Genomic DNA, 17,765 nt, shown 5'->3' with positions numbered 1-17,765 from the left:
AGATTGCACTCACTTTTTTCACTTCTCTATTTTATTGCGATCGCATTCCTCTTTAAAAACTGTCCGGAGTATTGGTAAAGAACAAAAAGGTATCTATAGGATTTGATGGTTGGACGAGGGGAATTACAGAAGATGTATGGACTGATGAAGGAGGAGAAGCTCATTTTGACGCTGACCCCGGCGATGGCAACGTCTATGTAGACGGTTCCACTGTGTACAAAGGGGAGATAGCAGGGCGTGTAGTTGTTTACATCTGAGTTTTACTTAACAACATTAGCAATAAATATTAAATACTGAAACCTCATGGCTGATCCACTTGCCTTAGCGAAAATCGGACCTAATGCCGACCTGCAAAAGGCCGACCTACAAAATGCCGACCTACAAAATGCCAACCTGAGCGGTGCCGACCTGCGTGGTGCCAACCTGCATGGTGCCAAACTGAATGGTGCCGACCTGCGTGATGCCAAACTGAATGGTGCCGACCTGGGTAGTGCCAAACTGGATGGTGCAAACCTGAGTAGTGCCAATCTGAGTAAGGCCAACCTGCACCTTGCCTACCTGCAACATACCAACCTGCAAAATGCCAACCTGCAAAATGCCAACCTGGGTGATGCCTACTTGCCTAGTGCCGACCTGCGTCAGGCCGAGCTGCGTAGTGCCAACCTGAGTCAGGCCGAGCTGCCTAATGCCGACCTGCGCTGTGCCGACCTGCGTGATGCCAACCTGAGTAAAACCGACTTTACTTCTGCCGACCTGAGTTATGCCGACCTGCGTGGTACTAATCTAGAAGATGCCGATCTCGATCGTACCGAACTGCGCTGTGCCAAAGCCAACAGTTCCACTAAATGGCCAAATGGCTTCAATCGAAGCGGTAACGCCCTGATCATTGAGTAAGCGAACCCAAACTTTAAGATAGAGTAGTACGATCGTCAACCCTATAAAATAAACTACCCCACTGCTTGAAGCGGGGTAAGCTGCTAGACATTGATGGTGTAGTCGTGAGTGCTTCAAGCTGTAATTACTGCGAATAGTTTTCAGAGTGCGATCGCCCTAACCAGAAAACCCAAGTGCGATCGCCCGCAACTACCAAATCGTTTCAACGTCAGGAATATCATACGGCCGCGCGATCGCAACTAAGATGCGATCGCGCGGCAATTGCTCGATCGCCTGGATGATGCAACTATCAGTCAAACAACCGGACTCACTATTGAGGATGTGCGGAATTTGCGATCTGCTCGAAATTAGAGCCAAGTTATCCACCTGCTTTCAGCCACCCAAAAACCTGCTCTACTGTCAAATCTAATGTTAAAAAACTTGGCACGGGCAACCGATCTTGTCCCGTTAACTCAACTGGTTCTCGTCCGGGAATAAATGCTAAAATAAACCGTTCCTCTGGATCGATTAACCATCCGAGCTGAGTCCCGTATTTCAAACAGTGTAAAATATTACTAATCACCTTAGTTGCTTTCTGGTCTGGGGATAAAATTTCTACTGTCCAGTCGGGATGAATTTCAAAGGAATTCGGAACTTCGCCATCCGCTTCAAAAGTGATTCTATCCCAAGCAAATACTGTAGCATCAGCTACAATAGAACGCCCGCCAAAAGTACAGCGCAATTCAGGAAAAGCAAGAGCAATTCGTTCTGTTTCCGCAACTAGATTAACAGCGTTGCAAAACTTGAGTTGCAAACGAGAATGTTTGCCTTGAGGCATACTCTTTTGGTGAATGCGTCCGTTAATAAATTCACTCGCAGGTTGAGTTTCCGGTAGTTTGAGGAAAGCTTCGAGAGTGAGAGAAATGGGAAGTGCTGCTGTCATCGCTTTGAATTCGGTGTCATTGCCACTCTGCCATAATTTTATCATTAACTCTATTCTGTGTTTGTAGATCGATCGACCTCACCCTCACCCTCATCCTCCAAAATCTCACCCAAATAGCGCTGCACAAACTCCCGCGCTGCATCTATATCAAGCAACTTTAACGCCACAACCATCTTCACAAGCGTGTTGACCGTTGGATCTATCAACTCATTAAACCAACGATAGACAACAGAACTTCGCACACCCATTGCGATGCCAATTTGTTTTGGCTAATGCCATAGGTGTTCAGCACATCTCTCAAAACTCGACCAGCTTTTCCCATGCACCCCATGATGCCATACCAAGGCCGGCTTAAATACTCCCTTTATTTCTTAGTCTGCGGAGGCAGACTTCGTTTGACAAGAAGCGGTTTCAACCGCCTCCTTCATAAACCAAGTAACTTTCCCCAAAAACCCTACCTCAAAAACAACTTATACGCCGGATTCTGACTCTCATCCCCATACTGATAGCCCAGCGTATCCAAAAAAGCCTGCCACTCCTGCATCTCATCGGGCGGTACTTGAATTCCCACCACAATTCGCCCGTAATCGGCGCCATTATTTCGATAGTGAAAAACGCTGATATTCCAGTTAGGACTCATCGAACCGACAAACTTCATCAACGCACCCGGACGTTCGGGAAATTCAAAGCGATAAAACAATTCATGATTCGCCAGCATCGAACGCCCGCCCACCATATGCCGCACGTGCAACTTCGTTAATTCATCATCAGTTAAATCCAAAGTCTTGAAGCCACAATCTTCAAAACTTGCGGCTATCTTCACCGCATCCGCACGGTTTTGAATTTGTACGCCGATAAAAATATGTGCCTCTTTCTCATCCGCAATTCGATAGCTAAATTCAGTTAAATTGCGTTTGCCCAGACATTCGCAAAACCTGCGGAGACTTCCCGGTTGTTCGGGAATTGTGACTGCAAAAATGGCTTCCCGGCGTTCACCAAACTCGGCTCTTTCTGCTACAAAACGCAGGCGATCGAAATTCATGTTTGCGCCGCAAGCCACAGCAATTAATGTTTCTCCTGCGATTTGTTCCCGTTCGACGTAAGCTTTCGCACCTGCGATCGCCAAAGCGCCAGCAGGTTCTAAGATCGATCGCGTATCTTCAAAAACATCCTTAATCGCCGCGCAAACATCATCCGTATCCACCAAAATAATCTCATCCACATACTCCTGACACAAGCGAAAAGTTTCCTCCCCCACTTCCCGCACAGCAACGCCGTCAGCAAATAAACCCACCTGCGACAAACGCACCCGTTTACCGGCTTTCAGCGATTGATTCATTGCATCGGAATCCACCGGTTCGACGCCAATAATCTTAATTTCCGGCCGCAACCGCTTGACATAAGCCGCAATTCCAGAAATCAATCCGCCGCCACCAATTGCCACAAAAATCGCGTGAATTGGTTTTTGATGTTGCCGCAGAATTTCCATGCCGATCGTACCCTGTCCAGCAATCACGTAGGGGTCATCAAAAGGGTGAATAAAAGTCATACCTTTTTCCGCCTCTAATTGACGCGCAAAAGCGTAAGCATCATCGTAAGCATCCCCATGCAAGACTACCTCTCCACCACGGGCTATCACCGCATTTACCTTCACCTGCGGCGTCGTTACGGGCATGACGATAATCGCGCGAGTTCCCAGGTGGCGGGCGGCGAGGGCGACTCCTTGGGCGTGGTTGCCGGCGGAAGCTGCAATCACACCTTGTGCTAGCAAATCCGGCGACAGTTGCGCCATTTTGTTGTACGCACCCCGCAGTTTGAAGGAAAACACCGACTGCATATCCTCTCGCTTCAGCAAAAGTTTATTGTTGAGCCGTGCTGATAGATTCGGGGCGCATTCTAGGGCTGTTTCTTGAGCAACATCGTAGACGCGGGCGGTGAGGATTTGTACCAGGTAATCGCAAAGCATGGGGTTAGCAGGTTGGTTGATGCCGGATGGTGGGATAATTGTACGGCACTTGTGTTAGTATTTTGCGACGAATTGGCGATCCTCTTCGAGGGCTTCCCTAACTGGCGATCGCAAGTTTTTAATAATAACTTTTCGCTTTGGAACATCAGAAGCCTGAAGACTATGAATAATATTTCGTTTTTGCCCTTTCCCCGGTTATCAAATCCGGTTGGTGAGCGTATTAGTCCGTAATCCTTGATTTAGTATGTAAAATCATGAACGTACAAATTACAGATTTGCGTGCTGGGGACGAGCCAAAAATTCAACAGGTAGCTAGATTAATAGTTGAAGGTTTTAAAGAGCATTGGCCCGATGCTTGGCCCGATATAAATTCTGCTTTGCAAGAAGTGCAAGAATCTTTGGGAGGCGATCGCATCAGTCGAATTGCTGTCAGCGACAGCAATCAAGTTTTGGGATGGATTGGCGGGATTAAACAGTATGACGGTAATGTGTGGGAACTGCACCCGCTGGTAGTGAGAACAGAATTTCGCAGACAAGGAATTGGTCGATCGCTCGTAGCTGATTTAGCAGCAGAAGCTAAAAACCGGGGAGGGCTCGTGCTGTGGGTGGGTACCGACGACGAAGACAATCAAACAACTCTTTCAGGCATCAATCTTTACCCTAACGTTTGGGAACACGTTGCCAAAATTAGAAATTTGCGCGGTCATCCCTACGAATTTTATCAAAAAATGGGTTTTGCGATCGTGGGAGTGATGCCCGACGCCAACGGAATTGGCAAGCCAGATATTTTCCTGGCAAAGCGGTTGTAAAGTTTAATGTAGGTTCTAAATTTACTGTCCGGTGGCTTGCCAATTCAACACTTAGCAAAATTAGTTGTTGAAAGTTTCCCAGAAAATCTGTCTAGTCTGGACGTGCAAACCCCGTTCGAGGGTCGCTAATAAACAAACCCAGAACTAACGAATCCATCACCGTATCCCAGACAGGAGTCAAACGTTCAGCATCATCAACCCAGTAATCAAAAGTAATCAAACACTGAACATTAGAACCCAATCCAATACAGATTCGCGAATAAGCTTCCCGCTGTTCTGGAGGGTCGATAAACTTAAATTGAGTCCAAACAACGCGGGCAGTTTGCCGCTTCAATTGGATAATTTCCCCAAAAGCGATCGGATTCCGGGTATCATCTTCAACCACCTTCTGTAATAGCGGCACCAGCGGAAAATCTGCCCAGTTACCAGGTGGTAGCAAATTAAAAGAAACCTCCAAACGACAATCATCATCCGGCGGCTTTTTATCCGTAAACCGGAACGAATTAGTATCCGGTTCAAAATGCCAATCTTCCGGGACATCAAAGCGGACTGCACCTCTTCCTGCTACAAAAATTCGAGTTCCAGGCTTTGACTTCCAATTGTGGTCTTCTTTGAGTTCTAGAGTTTCCTTGAGCCATTCTTGCTTTTTGCGCTTAGACATAAACAGAACACCAAATTGCTGCTAATGTGTAGTTTTAGACCTTGCAAACACATTTTAACTCTATTTGGCTCGCCGCTTGCTCAAATATAACAATCCTTACAAAAATTATGAATTCCTCTCTTCTCTATTCCTCTGTGTTCTCTGCGCCTCTGCGGTAAAAAATAATTCCTTTCACAATTTACTAACTTTTATTTTTCACTCTTGGGAATCACATACCTAATTCCGCCTTTATTCCCAGCCGCATCGCCCTTGTAACGGGGGATAACATGAATAGCCGCGTGACTGCGACTTTGACCAGCCTGTTTATTAATATTGATTCCCACATTAAACCCGTCAGGCTGAAATTCTTTACTTAACATTTCTTGCACCTTATTAGCCATAAACCAGCAAGCCGATTGTTCTCGAAAAGGCAGTTCAAAATAATTAGCAACGTGACGCTTGGGGATGATTAAAACATGACCTTTGCTGGCGGGATAACCGTCAAACATCGCAAAAGCTGTTGCTGATTCAGTTAGCAAAGTTAGGTTTTTGTAAGGATTGCAGAATATGCAGTTATTAGTAGAATTTCTTTGATGGTTGTAATGAACGTATTTGTAAATTTCGCAAGACTCATCTAGGTGAACTGGCTTAAAGGGAAGTTTGACAATACACTGATATGTAGGTTTTTTGTGGACATAATGTTCTCGAAAGCCTTCTTTTTTGATATCCCTTCTTACCGCAAAATACGCATTCCCTCCTGGTTTCAACAGGTGCGAGACTTCCATCAGGACATTAGCTTGTTCTTCAGGAAACAAAACATTCAAAACATAAAAACAAATGATTGTGTCGAATTTCTCTTCGGGGAATTCCGGGAAATAATAAGGGTCATAACCCGTAATATCGAAGCCTTTTTGCTGCAACAATCTCACATCGCTGCCGAAGCCGCACCCAAAATCTAAGACTTTGCCTTTCAGCAAGTTTTTATCTAATAAAAATCTGGCTGGAAATGACAGGTAAATTCTTTCGATGGCCGTCAGGTGGCTGAATTTATTTTGTTGCTTTTTCATGGCGGCATAAATTTGATTTAAAGCGATATTCTTCAGTCAGCGCACCATCCAGACGAGAGTTTGTGGAGTAGTAATTTCCAGATCCGAATGTTATCTAAAAATTTTACCATTATTGCAGTTTGGCGATCGCCCCTTTTTCCACCAACACCTTACCAGTCACCAAATCCCGCACCGTCGCCAACAAAACCCGCCTCTCATCCACCTCAAAACTCACCGAAACCCTATCAATTCCCAATACCCCAGGCGGATTCAAATGCGCCACACAAACCTGCTGGTGGTGGCTGTCCAAAGAGCGAAAATCCGTCTGTTTGTTGAGCCAACTGCTCGTCATTTGCCCTTTTTCGTTAAAAATAACCTCCGCTTGCGATACCTCCGCCACTTCCCCAATATCTAACCTAATTTCCCTTTGCCCTTCAATTGCCACTTGCAGCGTCAACTCTTCGGAACTTTGACAGGGATACTTCATTTCCTTGCTAAATATCGGCGAATAAGCATAAGCTTTAGCATAAGGTTCCCAAAGGCGAATGGCATAGCTGTGGCGCAAATAATCGTCCACACTCGCTAATTGTGTCAAGGCTAAAGCACCGTGCGCCACCGCTTCAAACGGCTTGTCAGCTTTGACTTTTGGCCGCCCAAAATACGAAACCACTAAATTAGATACAGCCGGAATTAGAGAAGTTCCTCCTACCAGCAAAACCTGTTCTATATCTGCTTTGCCGATACCTTTTCCCTGTGCAATACTCAGCACTTCATCTAAACTTTCCCGCAACTGTTCTAACAACTGCCTAGATTCCAGAATTTCTTCAAGCTTGTCTCGGTTTAGCTGCAAGTCGTAAGACATAAAATTTTCATCGTCAAACCAGCTTTCCTTCGCCTCATTAACTTGAGAAAGTTGAATTTTTAATTTTTCCGCTATTTCTAATAAGTTTTGCCAGCCAATTGGGCCGACTTCTGCGCGCGACGAACCAATTTGCCGCAAATAATCTTCGACAATCCAGATGTCAATATCTTCGCCGCCTACATAAGCATCGGATTTTGCCAACACTTCGGCACGCATTAAATTTGGACTTTGAGATTTGCTATTTTTGACTGAGGAAGGTGGGGCAGTGCGAACTAAACTTAAATCTAAAGTTCCGCCGCCAAAATCAACTACTAAAACTAGAGATTCGGGGCGTTTTACTGCATATCCCAGGGCGGCGGCTGTGGATTCATCTATTACCTGAACTTCCGCAACTCCCAAACTTTCTCCTAAGTCGCGAAACCAATCTAGATATCGCTCAAATGCTCCAACGGGGACTGTAAAAATTACTTTGTCTGGCTGTATATTTTGTAAATATAATTGTTTACAAATACTTGTGATAAACTGTTCTGCTACTGATTCTGGTGTGTAGGTTTCGCTGTCGATATTGCGGGGCGGTGGCTGAAAGTCGGCGGCTAAATTGCGTTTAAAAGCTTTGAAAAAGCGGTCTGGCTGGGCTTGCCCCAAACGGTGCGATCGCACTTTTTCTCCCAACACCAAGTCTCCGGCATTTTTCACAAAGACTAAAGTCGGAACTACAGATATTTCTCGCACATCTCCGCTCAAATTCTTCGTTTTAAAAATGCGGGACATCTCGCCCAATCTCAAAGTTTCTGGTGTTTGCGTATCCGGGTTAAGAATGCAGACAACCGTGTTGCTGGTGCCGAAGTCAATGGCAACTGTAGTCATGGTGATTTTAGATTTTATATTTTAGATTTAATTTTTCATTGGCAAGTGTAGTCATGGTGATTTTAGATTTTAGATTTAATTTTTCATGCCCGCTGGAAGGGTGCGACTAACTTTAGCAGGAGTAAGAATTCGCTCTCCCTCTCGATAACCGACAAACCGAATATAAACTAATTCTCCTTCGGTTATATCCTCAACATCCGGCTGGTGCAACTGCGGATTGTAAGTAGTTTGTTCCCACGCAGAACCAATCATTTCAAAATCCCAACTTGACAAGAGATTTTCTAAGGGAGTAAACAAAGCTGAGAGATTTTTGGCGGGCATATCCGGCTTGGCTTCTGCCATTTTGCGGGCGGCGGGATAGTTGGTTAACAAAGTTTGCAACTGTTCAAAAGTAGCGCGACGAAAATCGGCAGTTAGTTGAGCTTTTTGCTGCTGCAATTCCGATCGCAGCCGGAAACACTGCTGCCTCAATTCTTCTATTTCGCTGGGCTCAGTTGTGATTGTAGCCGACATTGGCAGCGCGCTCAAAGTGCGATCGAACTCTTGAAAATTCAAATTCAGCACTGTTGCCAGCCGTCTCAGTTGGTCTACCGTGAGTTTTCCCACGTCTCCCTGCCGCACTAAGCGCACCCCAAAGCGACTTAAACCTGCTTTTTCGCCTAAGTCTTGCCAATCGAGAATGTCTAGCTGATTCATGCGTTCCCGCAGAATTTTATCGTACTTAAACTCGATCGCATCTCCCGCCTCAGATGCAGCATAAAGGTAGACTAAAATTAGAAAAATGCCCCCGACAGCCAGCGCGAAGCTGAAGGCAGGCACTGTTGTTACATCAACTGTTGCACCGAGGATCTCAAACATCTTTAACTCTTCTAAACTTGTTTTAAAGTCTGCGTTTGTTCAACGCTCAAATTTTCTTCGCCTTCGTAGTATTCTGGCAGCAAGTCTTGAGATTCTATTTTTCCGAGGGCTTTTTCAATTTCGGCGGTGGTTTCAGTGCAACTCGAACCAGTGGCGTTCAGGACGGTTTCGGTAATTTTGCCGTCTTTGCCGATGCGGTATTCTATTTGGCGGTATTCTGCCATAATTCTGCCTCTTGGTTTAATGCTTGAGTGTTGACTGCTGAGGATTGAGTTATATTATAGATTCTATTTACCAATTATTCTAATGAATTTTTGTAGCGACAATGCAACCGAAGTTTCGCCGGAAATTATGGCGGCGATTACAGCGGCTAATTGCGGTGCTGTGATGTCTTACGGAGATGATGAATATACGCAGCGTTTGCAAGTTAAATTTTCGGATTTGTTCGAGACATCGGTGACTGTTTTTCCGGTAGCAACAGGTTCTGCTGCTAATTCTCTGGCACTTGCGGTTATGACTCCTCCTTACGGGGCTGTTTACTGTCACGCGGACTCTCATATTAATTTAGATGAATGTGGCGCGCCGGAGTTTTTTACAGGCGGTGCAAAGTTAGTGACACTAACAGGAAATCATGGTAAAATAGAGGCAGAGACTTTAGGAAAAAAGCTTGATCGCGCTGGTGCAGGTGTCGTCCATCACGTACAGCCCGCAGCCGTCAGCATCACTCAAGCAACCGAAGCCGGCACAGTCTACAATCTAGCAGAAATTTCCTACATTTCGGAAGTAATTCGCGCTCACAATTTGCACCTACACATGGATGGAGCCCGCTTTGCCAATGCTGTCGCCAGTCTTGGCTGTTCTCCGGCGGATGTCACTTGGCGGGCTGGTGTGGATATTCTATCGTTTGGAGCGACAAAAAACGGCGCGATGGCTGCGGAAGCTGTGGTTTTTTTTAATCAAGAGTTAGCAAAGAGTTTCCCTTTTTACCGCAAACGCAGTGGGCATCTTTTCTCGAAAATGCGGTTTTTATCGGCGCAGTTGGAAGCGTATATAACCGATGATTTGTGGCTGAAGAATGCGGCCCATGCAAATAATATGGCAGCAAAATTAGCCCAAGGTTTGGCGGAAGTTGAGGGAGCAAAGTTTTGCCATCGGGTTGAAGCAAACGAGATTTTTATTCAACTTCCCGAATCTGTAATTACATCGGTTTTAGCTGAGGGTTTTCTGTTTTATCGGTGGGATGAATGTACGGTTAGACTGGTAACGGCTTTTAATACTCTGGAAGCGGATGTTATTGCTTTGGTGGACGCTGTTAAACGACATCAATGATTAAAATGTCGGGGCGAGTTTTACAAATAATACCGGCCAGCTATGAACAATCTAAGAAACCCGCCCCCACCTAACAAATAATCCACATCAACCTTGATTTATATTAAATGCAAAAATAGGCGCGGGGATTTCTCGTTGGGTGGGGGCGGGTTTGAGAGATTGTTGGTTATTTACAATTATTTTTTGTGAACCCGCCCCTACATTTTAAATGCGAAAAATAGGCGCGGGCTTTCTCGTTTGATGGGCAAGGGTTTAAGAGATTGTTGGTTATTTACAATTATTTTTTGTGAAACCAGCCCCTACATTTTAATCGGTTCAGGAATAGGTTCTGCAACTGCGGCTAGTTCGGGTTCAACTTCTTCGAGGTGTGCTTCTAAAAGCGCCAGATTTCTCATGTTTGATTTATAAAAAGCATCGAAGATATCTCCTACTAAAGGTACTGAACCCACAACGGCTTCTAGACCGATATTGTAAATCATTTTCCCTAGAGTTTTTTGGGGAATGTTGAATCGAGTTGCTAAATAAATTAGGTAGGCGGAAAACGCGGTATCTACGATATCCCCAGCACCGGGAACTAAACCGATAATGGGGTCTAAACCAATGCGAAATTTAGTGCCGGGGATGCCAATGGCGGTATCCATCAGGCGGCTGAGTTTGCGGATACGGTTGAGGGTGGCGAGACGCTCTATGTTGTTCATATTATTATTGTTGAACTAGGTTGAAAGTTTGCAATCTGTCGGAAGACGGAAAAAACCATCTAGAAACCGCTCATTTTCCATCTTCGCTAATATGCTGAATTCCCCATTCGTGCATGGCATTAATAATCGGTTTGAGACTTTCGCCCAAAGGCGTTAGCGAATATTCAACTTTTGGCGGCACTTGCAGGTAAATTTCCCGGTGAACAATTGCGTCTGATTCCATTTCGCGCAGTTGCTGCGTCAGCATCTTCTGAGTAATGCCGTTGACAGCTCGTTGCAGCTCGTTAAAGCGCTTCACTCCTTGAAACAACTCCCGCAGAATCAAGACTTTCCAGCGCCCACCAATCACCTCTAGAGTGCGTTCTACAGGGCAATTTGCTCGATCGACCTTTGCTTCTTGGACTTGCATAGTATCTTTTTGGTAAGTACCGCACTTTTAAGTGCGTACTATCCATAATAGCTTGACTCGGCTTAAAATAAAAACATCAAAGAAACACCCGATAAATTTCACTGAGGATTCAGCAAATGATTACCGTTAGAAAAAGTGAAGCAAGAGGACACGCTAATCACGGTTGGCTGGACAGTTACCACACATTTTCTTTTGCCGGCTATTACGATCCAAATTATATGAATTTTCGCTCTTTGCGCGTAATTAATGAGGATGTCGTTAGCCCCGGCAGAGGTTTCGGCACTCACGGGCACAGCGACATGGAAATCATTACTTATGTATTAGAAGGAGCATTAGAACACAAGGACAGTTTGGGTACTGGTGCAGTGATTAAACCCGGTGAAGTACAGCGGATGAGTGCAGGTACGGGTATCCAGCACAGCGAGTTCAATAACTCGCAAACAGACCCAGTTCACTTGCTGCAAATCTGGCTGTTACCCGATACAAAAGGCTTGCAGCCGAGTTACGAACAGCGGGAGTTTCCCCTAGCAGAAAGGCAGGGAAAACTGCGCTTAGTGGCGGCACGAGATGCGAGAGATGGTGCTGTGAAAGTGCATCAAGATGTGGATTTATATGCGGCTGTTTTGGATAAAGACTCGCAGGTTTCTCATGCTTTGCAGCCGAATCGCCATGCTTGGGTGCAAGTTGCTCGCGGCTCGGTTTTGCTCAACGGTTTGACTTTGGAAAAGGGCGACGCTGCGGCGGTTAGCGGTGAGTCTGCGGTGGTGATTGAAGCTACGGCAGATTCTGAATTTTTGCTGTTTGATTTGGCATAAAATTGGGCATCATACATACTAAGTAAGGTGCCCAATCCGCACCTTACTTAGGGTGGGTTACTACTTAGGAAATAAGTAAATAGGAGGAAGAAAGTAAATTTTATTTGTGGTATTTCTGGTAAGGGTAAATGTTTAGGATAAATTTTTATGCAAGAAAACCCGATCGCCAGAAAGCATCTTGTTTGGAGCCTCATCACTGGTTTTGCAGTCGGCGCGATCGCGGGCGCACCCCTCGGCTGGATGGCTAATGGGTCTTTTTCCGACCAGCGTTCGGCTCAAAGTATCCTTTGCCGAGAAAAGAATAGAGATCAGCCAGTTGCTATTGTTGAGGCTAGGTGCGGTTCCCGATTCTAAATTTTTCTGCTAGCAAGAGGGCTGTGTCAAATATTGTGAGGCTTGTGCGAATGTCGAAAGTTCGATATCGTCGCGCAGGCGTTTTAGCGTTGTCAACGGTAAATATGCCACAAACCGGATAACTTTTCCGTCAGTTGATATGTGGGTATGTTAAATTGACACAAAAATGAATTACAGCAGAACAATTCCGGCTATTTTGAGTGCTACGATCGCCCTGAGTTCGATCGCCCTCATCCCACTCACCTCACCTCAAATTGCCCTCGCATTAACCGCCGACAAAGTTAAAACTGTTGCCCAACAAATTACTGTTCGCATCCAGGGGCCAAAAGGCGGTTCAGGAGTAATTTTAGAGAAACAAGGCAGCACATACTATATTCTCACAAACTGGCACGTTGTCGATAAAGCTGGGGATTACGAGGTTGTAACTCCCGACGGCAAAGCTCACTCTGTATCATACAGCCTCGTGCGGCGAATGCCCGGTGCCGATTTGGCGATCGTACCTTTCAGCAGCACTCAAAGCTACCCCCTGGCTCAATTAGCCAATTCCCCAGCAACTAAGGGAAACAAGGCTTATGTCGCCGGCTGGCCGATATCCGGCGGTTCTCTGAGACAACCGATTTTCATCGCCACGGAAGGTCAGCTTACCGGCCGCCAAACTCCCTGGAACGGCTATACTTTGGTCTACAACAACTTAGTGAGAGCCGGCATGAGTGGGGGCCCGGTGCTCGATGACGCGGGGCGAGTTGTCGCAATTAACGGCATTGTCAGGTTAGAGGATAACTCTGATAAAATCGTGGCCGCGGGGATAGAAATCAATACTTTCATGAAATGGCGATCGACTATTTCCCTGCCAGTAGTTCCCCAATCTCCTACTGCCGGAAACCCCAAAACTCCGGCGAATAATGCGCCCCGCACGCCCGCAAGTGCGATCGCCTTTGCTGCTACAAATACCCTCAAAGGGCCTTCGGAAGTTGTCAGTTCCCTTGCCCTAGCTTCAGCTTATTTTACTACAGGAAATAGCAACGGCACAATCTCAGTTTGGAATTTTCCCAGCGGGCAATTAAAAACTACCCTGCAAGGTCACACGGAAGCAGTAAACGCATTGGCCGCGGGTGCGGATGGCAAGGTGTTAGCTAGCGGCAGCGACGACAAAACCGTGAAAATTTGGAATTTAGAAACTGGCGCGGTTGTACGCACTTTAAGCGGGCATTCCAATGCAGTTTCGAGCGTTGCCGTTAGTCCTGACGGTCAATTTGTAGCCAGTGGCAGTTGGGACAAAACGATTAAGATTTGGAACCCGAAAACAGGAGAGTTGCTGCGGACTTTGACCGGGCATTCTGGGTTGGTGAATGCTGTTGCAATTAGTCCCGATAGCAAAACTTTAGCGAGTGGCAGCAAAGACGGTTCAATTAGGTTGTGGAATTTAGCTACAGGTCAAGCAATTCGCACGATTAGTGGCAAAAACTTGGCTGTTTTGTCGCTAGCTTTTACTCCCGACGGCAAGAGTTTAGCGGCGGGAAACAGCAATGGCACTGTTGGGTTGTGGAATGCCGGAAACGGGCAGTTAATTCGGCGTTTAAGCGGGCATACCGACGGAGTTTGGTCGGTGGCATTCAGTCGGGATGGTACTACTTTGGTTAGTGGGAGTTGGGATAAGAGTGTGAGACTTTGGGATGTGCGATCGGGCGATTTGAGAGGTAATTTGAGCGGTCATACTGGCTACGTTAGCGCTGTGGCGATTAGCAGCGACGGTAAGACTATTGTTAGTGCGGGTTGGTTGGGGGAAATTAAGATTTGGAAACGGGGGAATTAAGAGGGCGAGCGAATGTGCAGCGATCGCTATTATACGTCGGGAATATATGAGCGATCGCTATTTTAATAACGCGATTAAGTTGGTTCTCTAAAACGTTCTATTCCTTCACGCATAATATTGGCGACTGGATGATCGATCAATTGAATCACTGCTTCAACAGCCATCCCTTCCATTGCACTAAGTAGTCGCTGTTTAAAAGTAGGGTTACTTTCTATTATTTGAAGAGCTTCTTCTGCTACAGCGGCTTTTTGAGTGAGAGTTTCCGTTGGATAATCTTGCGCTAGTTGCTCTAAAAGTTTCTTAATTTCTGCTGCTGCCTCAGCTAAGTTTTGCCTTTTTTCAGGTGAGTTATTGTGAATAGTTCCACCTATTTGCTGAGCATTAACGTTTGTGCTGAATCCAACACCTATTGACGCTTGACTTTGATCTATTTTGGGTTCTGACATACTATCTCCCTAGTAATCACTAACTATTGTTGCCTATTATTTATTGTACCACCTATTTCCCGCACACTAATACTCTCTGAATAGCCAACACCTATTGAGGAGCCACTTTGGTCAAGAATAGTGATAGATTTATCTTCGATGTTAACTACATAAGTTCTTTCGTCATTACTATCTAAAACTTTATATAATGTTGAAACTACTTCATCCAAAAAATTTTCATCGCTGGCGACATTTTTTTCATTGATGAGAAAAATGTTTGCTTTGTCTCCCGAAGTAAAAGATACTTCAAGCACATATTCTCTTATAATGATTTCATAAGTTTTGGGTCCAAGTTCATTAAAGATTAGAGCCAGTATAATCAGTATAATTATTCCTATGCCCCATGCTATTTCGACCTCTCTTATAACAAGAAACAATCCCAATACACACATAAAAACTATAAACTCAAAGGGTACTATCTTTTTGTTTTTTATTCCCTTTTTTCTATTAGCTTCAGTAACTCTAAATCCGGTAATGTTGCGAATTAAATACACAGCATTCCCTAATCTCACTGTTTTTTTGCTGAAGTATAGCTTAGTTCCTATGAGTTGAATAGGTGTGCCGGGAGGTTGAGTCGAAACCATAATTTCAATCTTTCAAGTTGCTTACTGAGTAATATAGATTTTGGAAATAATTAAATAACATTTTTGTGTGTGCTTGAAAATAATTATATCACTACCTTCAAGTCTCTAAAGAATTCCCTTTATATTTAGCTTAATTTTGAATGCGAGCGCACTTGTTGAATTATTTGGATAAGTCTAAAACTAGATGTTTGTCATTTTGTCAACCCCTGATTGAATTTTTAGCGAGCGACTAAAATCCTCAAACAACCCAAAGCAGTCTCAACCTTAGCCGAAGCGAGACAACAGCACCCCAAAACTCGCCGCCAGTTTCCCAGTACGATCGACACTTATGATAGATTTAGTTCTTGCCAGACTACACTGGAAGACAAAATCAAATTAAAAATTTCGCCATAAATTTCGATCGACCCGCCGACCGGGCGGGACTCTCCACTTCGTGGAACAGGCGTCCCGCCTGTGGTTGGCAAAGTAAATCTAAAATCTAAAATCTAAAATTGCGTGACTTCTGACAAATGATTGAAGTAGAACACTTAAGCAAAACTTACGGTTCGACCGCAGCGATCGCGGACGTGTCTTTTTCGGTCGAATCAGGAGAAATTCTCGGTTTTTTGGGACCAAACGGCGCGGGAAAAACCACAACGATGCGGATTTTGTCGGGATATTTGCCGGCATCCAGTGGTACGGCCCGCATCGCCGGCATGGATGTTCACGAAAACTCGATGGCCGTCAGACAGCGCATCGGCTATCTGCCGGAAAACCCGCCGCTTTATCCAGAAATGACTGTGGAAGGGTTTCTGTTTTTTGTGGCCAGGATTAAGCAAGTACCTGCGGGCGATCGCGCGCGACGAGTTACGTCCGCGATCGAACGCTGCGGCCTGGTTGATAAACGCAAAGTTTTAATCCGCAAGCTTTCTAAAGGATTTCGTCAGCGTGTCGGTATCGCGCAGGCGATCGTCCACGACCCACCGGTCATTATCTTAGACGAACCAACCGTCGGCCTCGACCCCCGACAAATCATCGAAGTCCGCAATTTAATCAAAAGTCTTGGCGGCCAGCACACAATCATCCTTTCCACGCACATTCTGCCGGAAGTCAGCATGACTTGCAACCGCGTCACCATCATCAATCGCGGAAAAATCGTCGCCGCGGGTAGTCCCGAAAATTTGATGGGAGAGTTGGCCGCCGGAGAGGGCTACGAACTCGAAGTTGAAGGCGAGGGGGATTTGGTAAACAGTCTGCTGTTGCCTTCTTTGGAAAACTTGCGGGGAGTTCGATCGGTGGAATTGATTCCAAGCAATCAATTTTTAGTGGGTCGCTACCGCCTGCGGGCATTGTGCGAATCCGACATAGAACCCGGACGAGAAATTGCTACAGCTATCGTCGCCTCTGGATTTGGACTGTGCGAAATGCGTCGCTCTCGCGCTACTCTGGAAGATGTGTTTTTAAGGCTGACAGCGGCTGAAAAGAAACCGGAAGAAAATCTGGTTCATAGCGAACCGGAGGTCGATCAAAATCTGCAAGAAGCGGCAGAAACTCAAGACTTGATCGCGGATTCTCATCAATCCGAATCGCAACCGATAGTCGAAAATCTGCCCGTTGTTTCAGAAACAGTAGAGTCGATCGAGCATCCTCAACCAGAACCGATAGTCGAAAATCTGCCCGTTGTTTCAGAAACCGTAGAGTCGATCAACTATTCTCAACCAGAATCCGAACCAGTTGTAGAAACCGTACAGCCGATAAAAGGGAAGCATCTCAGTTTGGGTGTCACAGGAACCAGATCATCTTACTCGCTACAGATATCTAAACAAGCAAGCAGGATGCTCACTTTTGTAAAAAATGTTTTTTACAAAAGTGAGAGACTCCCGATCGAACCTTCTCCACCAGAATCCGAACCAGTTGTAGAAACCGTAGAGTCGATCAAGCATTCTCAACCAGAACCGATAGTCGAAAATCTGCAAGTTGTAGAAACAGTAGAGTCGATCGAGCATCCTCAGTCAGAATCTGAACCAGTTGTCGAAAGGCAAGAGTTGATCGAGCATCATGAAACAGAACCGATACTCGAAAATCTAGAAGTTTCACAAACCGTAGAGTCGATCGACTATTCTCAACCAGAACCGATAGTCGAAAATCTGCAAGTTGTAGAAACCGTAGAGTCGATCAACTATTCTCAACCAGAATCCGAACCAATTACAGAAACAGCAGAGGAAATAAGCGATTTAGAACCTGAAATGCAACCAGTGGCCGATTTTTTGGAAACTGTAGAAAGACAAGAGTTGATAGAACATCCTCAACCAGAACCGATAGTCGAAAATCTAGAAGTTTCAGAAACGGTAGAGTCGCTAGAACATCCTCAACCAGAACCGATAGTCGAAAATCTAGAAGTTTCAGAAACGGTAGAGTCGCTAGAACATCCTCAA

At 45.4% G+C, this 17,765-nt stretch carries 19 protein-coding genes and 2 pseudogenes; 9 read left to right on the top strand and 12 right to left on the bottom strand.

The genetic code is table 11. The features are described from left to right. Positions 1-71 precede the first annotated feature (71 nt). The 3 genes and pseudogenes from QUA34_RS21600 to QUA34_RS30245 all read left to right on the top strand — a co-directional run. Entirely contained in the window at positions 72-257 is a 186-nt protein-coding gene (locus tag QUA34_RS21600) for a hypothetical protein (protein ID WP_333389191.1), read from the top strand. 46 nt (positions 258-303) lie between these two features. Continuing rightward, complete coding sequence (locus QUA34_RS21595; protein ID WP_333389190.1) at positions 304-894, top strand: pentapeptide repeat-containing protein; 591 nt, start codon at positions 304-306, stop codon at positions 892-894. Positions 895-1,140: 246 nt separating this feature from the next. Next, a pseudogene (locus QUA34_RS30245) lies at positions 1,141-1,245 on the top strand (Rpn family recombination-promoting nuclease/putative transposase); the annotation flags it as partial. A 7-nt stretch (positions 1,246-1,252) separates the two neighbouring features. Here the strand turns inward: QUA34_RS30245 and QUA34_RS21585 are convergent. The 3 genes from QUA34_RS21585 to ilvA form a co-directional block, all read right to left on the bottom strand. After that, complete coding sequence (locus QUA34_RS21585; RefSeq protein WP_333389188.1) at positions 1,253-1,861, bottom strand: Uma2 family endonuclease; 609 nt, start codon at positions 1,859-1,861, stop codon at positions 1,253-1,255. A 5-nt stretch (positions 1,862-1,866) separates the two neighbouring features. Next, positions 1,867-2,058, bottom strand: a complete 192-nt coding sequence (locus QUA34_RS21580; RefSeq protein WP_333389187.1) for a hypothetical protein — start codon at positions 2,056-2,058, stop codon at positions 1,867-1,869. A gap of 212 nt (positions 2,059-2,270) precedes the next feature. Continuing rightward, positions 2,271-3,803, bottom strand: a complete 1,533-nt coding sequence (gene ilvA / locus QUA34_RS21575; RefSeq protein WP_333083310.1) for a threonine ammonia-lyase, biosynthetic — start codon at positions 3,801-3,803, stop codon at positions 2,271-2,273. Between the two features lie 233 nt (positions 3,804-4,036). Here ilvA and QUA34_RS21570 point away from each other — a divergent pair, with 233 nt between their 5' ends. After that, complete coding sequence (locus QUA34_RS21570) at positions 4,037-4,591, top strand: GNAT family N-acetyltransferase (protein ID WP_333389186.1); 555 nt, start codon at positions 4,037-4,039, stop codon at positions 4,589-4,591. 91 nt (positions 4,592-4,682) lie between these two features. On the opposite strand, the gene QUA34_RS21565 is transcribed toward QUA34_RS21570, so the two are convergent. The 5 genes from QUA34_RS21565 to QUA34_RS21545 all read right to left on the bottom strand — a co-directional run bounded on the left by QUA34_RS21565 (position 4,683) and on the right by QUA34_RS21545 (position 9,088). Continuing rightward, positions 4,683-5,252 carry a hypothetical protein gene (locus tag QUA34_RS21565; protein WP_333389185.1) on the bottom strand — a complete coding sequence of 190 codons (570 nt, stop codon included), beginning with the start codon at positions 5,250-5,252 and terminating at the stop codon, positions 4,683-4,685. Between the two features lie 188 nt (positions 5,253-5,440). After that, positions 5,441-6,298, bottom strand: coding sequence for a bifunctional class I SAM-dependent methyltransferase/HIT family protein (locus QUA34_RS21560; protein WP_333328599.1), 858 nt, complete (start codon positions 6,296-6,298; stop codon positions 5,441-5,443). 109 nt (positions 6,299-6,407) lie between these two features. Next, positions 6,408-8,006, bottom strand: a complete 1,599-nt coding sequence (locus tag QUA34_RS21555; protein ID WP_333389184.1) for an Hsp70 family protein — start codon at positions 8,004-8,006, stop codon at positions 6,408-6,410. 75 nt (positions 8,007-8,081) lie between these two features. Then, positions 8,082-8,864 carry an XRE family transcriptional regulator gene (locus QUA34_RS21550; protein ID WP_333389183.1) on the bottom strand — a complete coding sequence of 261 codons (783 nt, stop codon included), beginning with the start codon at positions 8,862-8,864 and terminating at the stop codon, positions 8,082-8,084. Positions 8,865-8,875: 11 nt separating this feature from the next. Continuing rightward, positions 8,876-9,088 (bottom strand): DUF2997 domain-containing protein, encoded by a 213-nt coding sequence (locus QUA34_RS21545; RefSeq protein WP_333094589.1) that lies wholly within the window; start codon positions 9,086-9,088, stop codon positions 8,876-8,878. 82 nt (positions 9,089-9,170) lie between these two features. Between QUA34_RS21545 and QUA34_RS21540 the strand changes: the two genes are divergently transcribed. Further along, positions 9,171-10,193 carry a low specificity L-threonine aldolase gene (locus QUA34_RS21540; protein ID WP_333328607.1) on the top strand — a complete coding sequence of 341 codons (1,023 nt, stop codon included), beginning with the start codon at positions 9,171-9,173 and terminating at the stop codon, positions 10,191-10,193. A gap of 299 nt (positions 10,194-10,492) precedes the next feature. Here the strand turns inward: QUA34_RS21540 and QUA34_RS21535 are convergent, their stop codons facing one another. Together QUA34_RS21535 and QUA34_RS21530 are read right to left on the bottom strand one after the other, a co-directional pair. Continuing rightward, positions 10,493-10,891: a DUF4112 domain-containing protein gene (locus QUA34_RS21535; RefSeq protein WP_333297251.1), complete on the bottom strand. Its 399-nt coding sequence runs from the start codon at positions 10,889-10,891 to the stop codon at positions 10,493-10,495. 70 nt (positions 10,892-10,961) lie between these two features. Then, positions 10,962-11,300, bottom strand: a complete 339-nt coding sequence (locus tag QUA34_RS21530) for a helix-turn-helix domain-containing protein (protein ID WP_333042695.1) — start codon at positions 11,298-11,300, stop codon at positions 10,962-10,964. A gap of 116 nt (positions 11,301-11,416) precedes the next feature. Between QUA34_RS21530 and QUA34_RS21525 the strand changes: the two genes are divergently transcribed. From QUA34_RS21525 to QUA34_RS21515, 3 genes are all read left to right on the top strand, one after another. Next, on the top strand, positions 11,417-12,115 hold the full coding sequence (locus QUA34_RS21525; protein WP_333389182.1) for a pirin family protein: 699 nt from the start codon (positions 11,417-11,419) through the stop codon (positions 12,113-12,115). 147 nt (positions 12,116-12,262) lie between these two features. Next, a complete protein-coding gene (locus QUA34_RS21520; RefSeq protein ID WP_333328613.1) occupies positions 12,263-12,469 on the top strand; it encodes a hypothetical protein in 207 nt (68 codons plus the stop codon). Positions 12,470-12,635: 166 nt separating this feature from the next. Then, on the top strand, positions 12,636-14,282 hold the full coding sequence (locus tag QUA34_RS21515; RefSeq protein WP_333389181.1) for a WD40 domain-containing protein: 1,647 nt from the start codon (positions 12,636-12,638) through the stop codon (positions 14,280-14,282). Between the two features lie 74 nt (positions 14,283-14,356). Here the strand turns inward: QUA34_RS21515 and QUA34_RS21510 are convergent, their stop codons facing one another. Both QUA34_RS21510 and QUA34_RS21505 read right to left on the bottom strand, forming a co-directional pair. Next, entirely contained in the window at positions 14,357-14,728 is a 372-nt protein-coding gene (locus tag QUA34_RS21510; RefSeq protein ID WP_333389180.1) for a hypothetical protein, read from the bottom strand. Between the two features lie 23 nt (positions 14,729-14,751). Beyond that, positions 14,752-15,351 (bottom strand): hypothetical protein, encoded by a 600-nt coding sequence (locus QUA34_RS21505; RefSeq protein WP_333389179.1) that lies wholly within the window; start codon positions 15,349-15,351, stop codon positions 14,752-14,754. A gap of 509 nt (positions 15,352-15,860) precedes the next feature. Between QUA34_RS21505 and QUA34_RS21500 the strand changes: the two are divergent. Continuing rightward, positions 15,861-16,931: pseudogene (locus QUA34_RS21500) on the top strand (ABC transporter ATP-binding protein); the annotation flags it as partial. Positions 16,932-17,765 lie beyond the last annotated feature (834 nt).

This window comes from Microcoleus sp. POL10_C6 (assembly GCF_036701585.1).
Taxonomy (GTDB): domain Bacteria; phylum Cyanobacteriota; class Cyanobacteriia; order Cyanobacteriales; family Microcoleaceae; genus Microcoleus.
This window is presented reverse-complemented; position numbering and strand designations above follow the sequence as displayed.